Here is an 8,895-nt window from a genome sequence, read left to right on the forward strand (position 1 = left end):
CTCCTGATTTCGAATTGATTGGAGCAGCATCGTCGGCTGCGTCTCTGACGACCGGGTCTCGGCGGCACACAACCGCGGTGACCTTTTAAATCAAAAATCAAGATACGAGTATGCGTTCACCGGCGCAATGCAATGATTACAATGAGCATATTGCATTCAACAATGACATCATGGCGACCCCTGACCTGCCCGATCTCAAGCTGCTTCAGCTTTTTGATTTGCTGTATGACGTGCGTAGCGTCACGCGCGCGGCCGAGCAACTTGGACAGGCTCAACCGACCGTTAGCATTTGGCTCGCGCGACTGCGCGACCATTTGCAGGACCCGCTGTTCATTCGCGTTCCAGGCGGTATGACGCCTACGCCGCAAGCGGACGCTCTGATTGGACCATGCAGGGAAATTCTGGAATCACTGAGACGCTTCTCAGCGTGGGAAATCACCTTCGATCCGACCACGGCGAAGCGCCGGTTCCGCATTTGCATGACCGATGCGAGTCATATCACGCTGCTTCCGCGAATGCTTGCGTACGTTCGTGCGCAAGCGCCGGGCATTCGGCTGGAGGCGGCGAGAATCGACGGCAACACGGAGCGCGCGCTCGAATCCGGGGAAGCCGATCTGGCCATCGGATATGTGCCGTGGCTCGGAAGCGGTATGTATCAGCAACAGCTCTATATGCAGGACTGGGTCTGCTTGGTCAATCCGAACCACCCGCGTGTACGCGCACGATTGACGCTCAAACAATACTGCAACGAAGGGCACGTCATCATTGCCGCCGGGACAGGCGCGCAATTGCTGGAGCAGGCCCTCTTGCGCGAGGACATCGAGCGTGACGTGGTGCTGGAACTGCCCGGCATGCTCGGGCTTGGATCGATCGTCAAGTCAACAGACCTCATTGCCACATTGCCTCGCAATATCGGAGAGACGCTGGCGCGGGTCAACGACGTCACTGCTCATACCTGTCCGTTTCCGGTCGATAAATTCGCGGTGCGGCAGCACTGGCACGCGAAGTACCATCACGAGGCGGGTAATCGCTGGCTGCGTTCGGTCGTGGCCGATCTGTTCATCAGCACGACCTAGGCTTCGATGGTTACGCTCTGGTTGAAGGGGCACGGCTCTAATTTCGCTACGTTTAGTCAGACGATTGTGGGGCGGCGCACGTTGAGATAGTGGACCCCGAGTTAAGTTAGCGTTTCCAAAACTCACGCATTCCGGCGCGAGCGGCAAGTCCGCTATGTCGACGGGGCAACGGATATGGCACTCGTCAAAATTACCGCCCGAGAGCTCGGAATTGGTTCGCCGCTTCCTTTCGCGGTTTACTCGGCTAGTGGCAAGCTCCTTCTAGCGCGCGGTTGCTTGATTCATTCGGAGAGCCAGCGGGACAGGATTCTGACGGGAGGTGCACTACGGAGCGAGAGTGCGACGACGAGTCCATGCGGCGAAAGCGCCGCGCGTCCGAACGAGATGCTCATCTCGACCGCGAGACGCGACGGGGAGCCGAGCGGTGCGAGCATCGATACAGTCACTGCCAATACCGAGACGCTCCCGAAGGCGATCGACAGCATACAGGTGTCGGTGGTCGGCAGTGAGGCTACGCCGGTTCGGGCCGAATTCGTCGGCTCTGTTGCCGGAAATGCGTTGCTCGTGACCGCTTCGAGTGGGCATGAATTGCTGAAGATCGGTATCGAAGTCTCTTGTAATGCTCTCCGCGGGCGGAAGGTCCATCAGTTCCGTAGCACCGTGCTCGGGCGAAGCGACGCGCCCGTCAGAGTGATCTACCTCGCTTGGCCTGAGTCCGTGCAGACGCACGTCGTACGCAACCACGTGCGAGTGCCGACGGAAATGCCGGGGCGGCTTATCAGAAACGACTGTGTCGCGGCGGGCTTCGATGTAACGATCAGGAACGTGAGTCTCGGCGGCGTCGCTTTCCAGGCGACCGACGCCCTCGTCAACATAACCGAGCACTTCAGATTGGGATTGCGTCTGCGCGCCGGCGGTAAGGTTCACGCGGTCATCTTTAACTGTATCGCGCGCAATGTGAGGCGCATCGATGGTGGCGTCCTGATGGGTGCCGAATTCAGCAGTCAAACAGCGGACATCATGTCGTTGCTCAGGCTGCACATGTTCGAAACCGCGACAGGGAGTGCAGCCCAGTGACCAAACCGCGGCCAGTCCACGCTGGTATATACATATGTTCATTCGGCAACGAAAGCGCTGGATGCTAGCGATTTAGGCGTGGAAAAGTCTGTGTAGCCGCGCCACATAATTTTCGCTGCCCGGTCCGCCCGCTGTGTCCGTGGCACCCGTTTTATTCGTGGCATGAACGGCAATTTGAAGCGGCCAGATTCTCGCACGTGGGTAACGACGCCCTCTCGTGCAAGGGCGGCCCGCGGAAAATGGGGGCGCAGTCGGCAAGCATCGCTTTAGCTACGGTCGGTAAACTTTTAGGCCGTCGTCTCAGAGGTTCTCGCAAGGCACGACATCGGCCATAGATAAACGCAGGGCCGGCTAGCAGCTAGACCGGCCGCTTCCTCCCCTGTCCTTCTAATTAGCACGATACTCGAGCGTCGCGGGGTACATCGCACCGCTTCGTCGTGGTGTCGCACCGACGGACCTCGCCAGTCGTTTTCTTGTCAGTCTCGGTGATGGGAAATGTACAGCTTACCGCCGGATCCGAAGATGATTGCCTGAGCGTAAGACCTAGCGTCGCATTTTGGTTCGATAGCGGCAATTTGTCGAGTAGACCGCCGCTTTCACCACAACAAAATACATCGTGATACTAACGATATCACAAACGTAAAACGCGCTTCTCCGTCGTGCTGCAGACAACGCGTTAGTTTCAGTTTTGATTAGCTATGAAATCTAGAAATCGAGTCGGCGTTCGTCAAGTTTAAATGCGCCTCAACCATGGAAAGGTTTCGTATTTATGCTGGGCAAAAAGATGATGGCGCGCGTGGGGCAATATTCGCGGTGAAGGACCGCCTTAGCGCTTCAAACATTCCGTGAAGTGAGCGATCCGAACAAAACGCTGAGCGCCATTGGCCTGCTTCGCTTTTTGACGCCCCAATTCACACCCAGTGAACTTGCACTCGCCGTCTTAGCTGACCCAAATGCACGGCGCCACGGCATGAGAGTAATGTCCCTCTAGGTGTCGCAAGCGATTTCACGGGCTTGAACGGGCAGGGCGGGCAACCATGTCGTCCAATCGCTGCGTGCCTGAGAGTTCCTCGCTCGTCAAGAGGAGCGCACCGTTCCGCCGGTGCGTGATGATTGCGACGACACGGTATTTGTGCCGCGCTCGGCTTCGTCTGCCTCGGTGACCTACAAACTGCGTCGTGTCGTCGAGCGACAGACCGGAGAGAGACGACGCCATCAACACCTTTCGCGGAAGACCGGGCGTGCCCCGCCGATGGGGTAGGCGATGTCCGTTGCTAGGTTATTGAAAAGCCGCGCATTGCGACCTGCGGCCCATCTATCGATGTGCCCAGGGGCGACAAGCAGATGCAAAGAAGTCCGAGGAGGCGGGTTCTTGGTCAGCGCAAAAGGTGACTCTATGCCACCGCGTCCTTCAGCTTCTTGGAAGCACGCGGTTTCAGTTTCACCGTTGCCGGAGGCGACCGGCCTGCAGGAGCTTCTTCAAAGGATAGTTACCACGGAGAACTAATCTGTCAAGCTCACATCACCCTTCACGGTGCTTTCGGCGCGACGCACGTGCATCGACAGTCGTGCACCCATGACATCGTTATCCTTCAGTGCGGCTGACGCGCAAAGGGGTTGATTGGGCGCACCTTATCTGCGTTCGGCACTCGCTCCAGGAACTGGACTTTGTCCCAATCCGCCGTCATTGCTTCCAACTCACGCACGACGTTTGATTCCAGAGCCTGCAAACCAGCATCGCTTTGAAAGTTCGATTTGAATGCATGGAGGAGACGATGCTGAAGGAGGCGGGTTACGGTCTCGATTCGCTCTTGCGTGTCCAAATCGGTGAACATCACCGAATGCGGTGAAAACGGGTCGTAGTAAATCCGGTTGGGATACTCGCTGTTCACCGCGACCTTCGGCTCGTCACTGATGAGCAGCGAGCCAAGCAGCTGGACCGAGCCTTTCATGCCCTTGGGAGTTTTGAAAACCCACACCCGTTTGGGAAGCCGCTCCTTGAGTTCAAGAATTTTCGTGTTGTTGGAACCAAAGTAGCCGACGTGGCCGTTCTTCAGGTCCTGCTCGAGTTTTTGCCAGTAATAGAAGATATCCATTCGACTGCCCTTGCGGATGCCTCGTTGTCTGCGTCGCTCCTCGCGCGCCAACGTAATCTTACCAAGCCGACGCGAAGAAGCCCGCCGAAGCGGGCTTCCCGTTAACGAGGAATGGGCGTTAGGCCGCCGCGTCCTTCAGCTTCTTCAACGCGCGCACCTTGAGGCGCACGCTTGCAGGCTTGGCATCAAACCACCTTTCCTGACCCGTGAAAGGGTCCTTGCCGAAGCGGCGCTTCTTTGCTTCCACTTTCTGTACGTTGATTTTTAGCAGGCCCGACAGCGTGAACTCGCCGAGCCCCTTCTTGTGGACAGAGCCGAGAATCGTATCTTCAAGTGCTGCCAGTACTGCCTTCACCTGCTTCGGCTCAACACCGGCCTGCGTTGCGACGTGGGCAGTGAGCGATGCTTTGGTGAATTGGTCCTTGACGGGCTTGAAGGTTGCGCCGGCTGCTGCCTTCTTCGCAGGTGCCTTCTTGGCTGGTGCCGCGACCTTCTTCGCAGGTGCTGCTGCTTCCTTCGCTGCGGTTTTGGTTGCAGCAGTCTTGGCTGCAGATTTTGCCGTCTTCGTTGCCATGTGTTCCTCGTCGTCGTAGATTGAGCGATGCTTAAGACGACACACCCCGAGCGACACGAGCTCGGCACATGCGACGTCGTAAGCTATCTAAGCGTAACAACGGTTAATACAATTGACAACGAGGAAGCCCCCTGCAACAAGGGCGAACGCTGGAATTTCGCGGATTTGCAACGCAAATATGGGGGAGTCAGCCACCGCAGCGAGTCACCAATCATGTTGAGGGAGCACAAGCCATTCGATGCCACCTGCTGGGCAGTCTTCTGGACATTGCTTCACGAGCATTTGCATTGCTCGTCGAACTGGCGGCAGATCCGCAAGCTCGACGTCATGTTCGGGCCTCTCAAGAAGCGAACCCGCTGGCTTCAAGTTGTCCCGGCCACTCCTCTGGTCAGGCAAGCCTTTCCCAATTGCTTCCAAGATTGTTTGAACCCAGACCATTCGGTCGCGCGCCCGCATCAGACGTTTACGCATTCTCGTGCTGAGACGGAACTCTCGCGCGAGATGACACGTTGCATCCCAGGCGGAAGTGCCGGTCTCGACGCTGTGGTCGACCTTCCAGCATTTCGTCGTGACGGCCGCCTTAGCGCCGGCCGCCCGGCCGTTCTTGCTTGCGAAGGAGGTCGGTTCGCCGGCCTTAACCCGATGGCGTTATCGTCCTGTCGACAACGATAGAGCCGGCTCAATCTCAAGTTCTTTGGCGTAGGCGTCCAGATGATCACTCACATGCGTCTTCAACGTTTCGACGAACCGTTTGATTTTCGCGTCTACAAACTGTCGGGAAGGATAAACCGCGTTGACGTTGCGAACATGTGTGTGGTACCCGGGCAATACGCGAACGAGTTCGCCGCTGCGCAGGTCGTCCATTGCCGAGTACGCGGCGAGCAAGCCGATGCCCGCACCGTCGCGCAGCGCCTGTGACATCGACTCCATATCGTTGACGCTGAAGTGCGGTCCCAAGGGGCGGAAGGTAGCGTCGCCAGCAGCGCTCACGAGATGCCACTCGTCGGGTGCGTAATCGACTGTCCCGAGCAGCACGCATTGGTGATCGGTAAGGTCTTCTGGGCACGTCGGTGCCTGATGGGATGCCAGGTACTCGGCTGATGCTGCGAGGATGCAATGACTCGTGCCGATGTTCTGGCTGACGTAGGCTGAGTCGGGAAGTGTTGGTGTATGCCGAAATCGCCTGCATTGACTGGCGCATGGCGATGCCGATTCCAGAGCAACTCGATTATGTGCAAGCGACAGCCATCCCCGAAGTGTTCGTCACGGCGCATGAAGCGATGATGCATCTTGGACGTCTCAAGCGGGGGGACTCCGTGCTCATCCACGCGGCGGCGGGCGGGGTTGGCTCTGCTGCGGTCCAACTGGCCCACGCCACTGAAGTAACCATCTTCGCGACGGCAGAAGCATCGAAGCTGGAACGCGTTGTCCGATTGGGCATTGACCATGCAATCGATTACCACACCCAGGATTTCGCCGATGTCGTTGCGCAGAAGACAGGCGGGCGGGGCCTGGATGTGGTGGTTGATTTCGCAGGGGCACCGTATTTTGCCCGCAATATTGCGTCGCTAGCGAATGGTGGGCGCCTGGTGCAGGTCGGGATTCTGGGCGGGGGCGGACAGGTGAGTGTTCACCTGGAGACCATTCTGTATCGTCATATTCAGATTATCGGCACGGTCATGAAGTCGCGCGCTCAGGCTGAAAAGCACGCAATGGTGCGACGTTTCCGTGAACATTGGCTCAAGCGGTTCTCAGGTGGGCGGCGCATCGAGCCTGTCGTCGATAGCACGTTCCCTCTAGCGCTTGCCGCAGATGCCCATCGGCGCATGGAATCGTCGGCGAACGTTGGGAAAATCATCCTGACAATGTGGTAAAGCCGCTGCCGCATGAGATGTGCTTTCCTAAACAGGATGCTGAAAACGAACTTCAGAAAGCAGTCCACTTTCAGCGGCGGTCTGCAGCCTCGCTGCGGAGCGCATCTCGACAGAGAAGAGAAAGGTCGATTCTGTGAGTCTTTACTGGGCATACCCACGCGGGTTCGAAACAACTTGGCAGCGCCCGACCATGTAGTCGAAGGAGACGTGTATCGCACGCCGCGTTCCGACCTTCGATGACCATCCCGGAAGACGGACACCTCGGGGCGATATCTTGCGTGTGCATGGCGACTCGCGGAACGTCGGCGTCGAACGTTGACGCGAACGACGAGCCATCACCGTAGCTCTCGCGCGGCTCGTCGTCACCACTGCGACAAGCTCGGCCTTCCATCGCCGTTCTAGAGTCGCAATCTACGCATTGCGCAAATCTGACCTGTGCATGCGTTTGAACATCTGTGGGACGAGCGACATAAGCTCGAGGTCACCGATGTCGTCGGCTTCGCCGAACAGCTTTGCGAGCATTCCTCGTGTCGTCGCGCATCGGCCTTCACCGCCTAGTAGCAACAGAAATCCTGTCGTGTGTTGGAGCCGCTCCGACACATCGCTATCCAAACCCGGGCGGCCAAAGAGCAAAAGACTCAACAAGTCCTTTGCAAACAATGGATTAACTCATCGTGGGCGCCCGATACCGACTGTGGCACGGAACGTGAATAGAACTCAGTGAGCGGCGGTAACAACCGCTCAATCACTTTCTCGGCCCTTGCCGCCACCATACTTCATGGGTGAACCGAAATGAGCACGCTAACGATTGTTGACCTGGCCTGCCAGGAGAAAGAGCTATCTCGCGCCGAGATGGCGCGCGTAGTCGGGGGGCATGATGTCGAGAAGGAAAAAGCACTTGTGGAAGCCTACCGCGTCATCAACTCGATGAACACGCTGGAGAATACGCCTGACCCTGCTCCCCCTCACGTCGGGATGAAGTTGTAGTTTTGAACCGCGACGAAGGGAACCGGCAACGAGCCGGACACGGCTCCGGGGATGGGCGATGAGGGCTGGGCTGTCCAGCCCTTATCTTTTTGCTTTCCTATCTAGTTCCGCCCGAGGTGGCAAGCCGACAGTACATCGGCGTTCATGGCGTACGCTCCAAGACGTCGAACTCGCCACGCTCGAATGGGTTCACTGGTATAACCACCATCGGTTGCTCGGCCCGCTCGGTACGTATCGCCTGCGCAAGCAGAGGAAGTCTACAATCGGAATCTGGTGCGCTCTGCTCGCGCGGTGTAGCGCCAAACTCGGCGGTCTCCGACAAAGCCGGGGCGGTTCAAATCGAGAACATCGAACAGCTGGCGGTGCTGGCATTGCTTCGGGCACGCCAAGGTTGCGTCAGCGCACGCACGTCACAGGCCAACCAGATCCGCGGCCTGCTCAGCGAGTACGGAATCGCCATCCCTCAAGGGATTGCGCATATCGCCGGAAGCGTGCCAGAGATTATCGAAGACGCATCCAATGAATTACCCGGACCGTTCCGGCAACTGATTCAGCGCCTCATGGATCACCTCAGGGTGCTTCATCAGCAAGTCCTCGCCACGGATGCTGCGATCAGGGCATGGGACCGACAAAGCGATATGTGCCGCAAGCGCGAGAAGGTGCCGGGCATCGGCCCGATTACCGCAACAGCGCTGGTGGCAACGATCGGGGACGCGAAGAACTCCGTAATGGTCGGCAACTGGCAGCCTGGCTCGGTCTGGTACCCAGACAACACTCCAGTGGAGGGAAGCATAACCTGTTCGGTATCAGCAAGCGCGGCGATTGTTATCTCCGGACGTTGCTGATTCACTGCGCGCGTTCAGTGATCTTCTCCTCGCAACGCAAGGGGACGCAGCAAGGTTGGAAACATGAGCTGATACAGCGACGCAATCACAACGTAGCGGCCGTTGCGCTGGCCAACAAGCTTGCCCGGACTGTCTGGGCGCTGTGGGCCCACGATAGCGTATTCCGGGCTGACTACAAACCCGCTAGCGCGGCCGCCTAGTCAGCCCGCTGTTAGCTGCACGAAACCCACAAAGGACAAGGAGAAGATTCCTCCGATTGCTTAGGCGATCATGAAGTGACGGCAGTGCAGGGCGGCCTCAAATCTGACGTGCAACACCTGTTTCGTATAAGGTGTTGCGATGCACGAAAGAACTCAGTATCAACAG

General features: G+C 57.8%; 6 protein-coding genes and 3 pseudogenes. 6 read left to right on the forward strand and 3 right to left on the reverse strand.

What is annotated here, in order from left to right; genetic code table 11:
- The first annotated feature begins 170 nt into the window (after positions 1 to 170).
- Both AWB76_RS27785 and AWB76_RS27790 read left to right on the forward strand, forming a co-directional pair.
- Positions 171 to 1,076, forward strand: coding sequence for a LysR family transcriptional regulator (locus AWB76_RS27785; protein WP_061163355.1), 906 nt, complete (start codon positions 171 to 173; stop codon positions 1,074 to 1,076).
- A 384-nt stretch (positions 1,077 to 1,460) separates the two neighbouring features.
- Complete coding sequence (locus AWB76_RS27790) at positions 1,461 to 2,153, forward strand: PilZ domain-containing protein (protein WP_167357791.1); 693 nt, start codon at positions 1,461 to 1,463, stop codon at positions 2,151 to 2,153.
- Positions 2,154 to 3,745: 1,592 nt separating this feature from the next.
- Here the strand turns inward: AWB76_RS27790 and AWB76_RS27795 are convergent.
- The 3 genes from AWB76_RS27795 to AWB76_RS40490 form a co-directional block, all read right to left on the reverse strand.
- Positions 3,746 to 4,249 (reverse strand): hypothetical protein, encoded by a 504-nt coding sequence (locus AWB76_RS27795; protein WP_061163337.1) that lies wholly within the window; start codon positions 4,247 to 4,249, stop codon positions 3,746 to 3,748.
- A 118-nt stretch (positions 4,250 to 4,367) separates the two neighbouring features.
- A complete protein-coding gene (locus tag AWB76_RS27800) occupies positions 4,368 to 4,823 on the reverse strand; it encodes an HU family DNA-binding protein (protein ID WP_061163338.1) in 456 nt (151 codons plus the stop codon).
- Between the two features lie 648 nt (positions 4,824 to 5,471).
- Positions 5,472 to 6,068: a substrate binding domain-containing protein gene (locus AWB76_RS40490; protein WP_341845312.1), complete on the reverse strand. Its 597-nt coding sequence runs from the start codon at positions 6,066 to 6,068 to the stop codon at positions 5,472 to 5,474.
- On the opposite strand from AWB76_RS40490, the pseudogene AWB76_RS27810 reads away from it, so the two are divergent.
- The 4 genes and pseudogenes from AWB76_RS27810 to AWB76_RS27825 all read left to right on the forward strand — a co-directional run.
- Positions 5,993 to 6,697 (forward strand): annotated as a pseudogene (locus AWB76_RS27810) (zinc-binding dehydrogenase); the annotation flags it as partial. The gene AWB76_RS40490 and the pseudogene AWB76_RS27810 overlap by 76 nt on opposite strands.
- Positions 6,698 to 7,489: 792 nt before the next feature.
- The gene (locus tag AWB76_RS27820; RefSeq protein ID WP_061163341.1) at positions 7,490 to 7,684 is read left to right on the forward strand and encodes a hypothetical protein; all 195 of its coding nucleotides are present in this window, start codon (positions 7,490 to 7,492) and stop codon (positions 7,682 to 7,684) included.
- 136 nt (positions 7,685 to 7,820) lie between these two features.
- Positions 7,821 to 7,981 (forward strand): annotated as a pseudogene (locus AWB76_RS42350) (IS3 family transposase); the annotation flags it as partial.
- A 35-nt stretch (positions 7,982 to 8,016) separates the two neighbouring features.
- A pseudogene (locus AWB76_RS27825) lies at positions 8,017 to 8,729 on the forward strand (IS110 family RNA-guided transposase); the annotation flags it as partial.
- Between the last annotated feature and the right edge of the window lie 166 nt (positions 8,730 to 8,895).

Source organism: Caballeronia temeraria (genome assembly GCF_001544795.2).
GTDB lineage: Bacteria > Pseudomonadota > Gammaproteobacteria > Burkholderiales > Burkholderiaceae > Caballeronia > Caballeronia temeraria.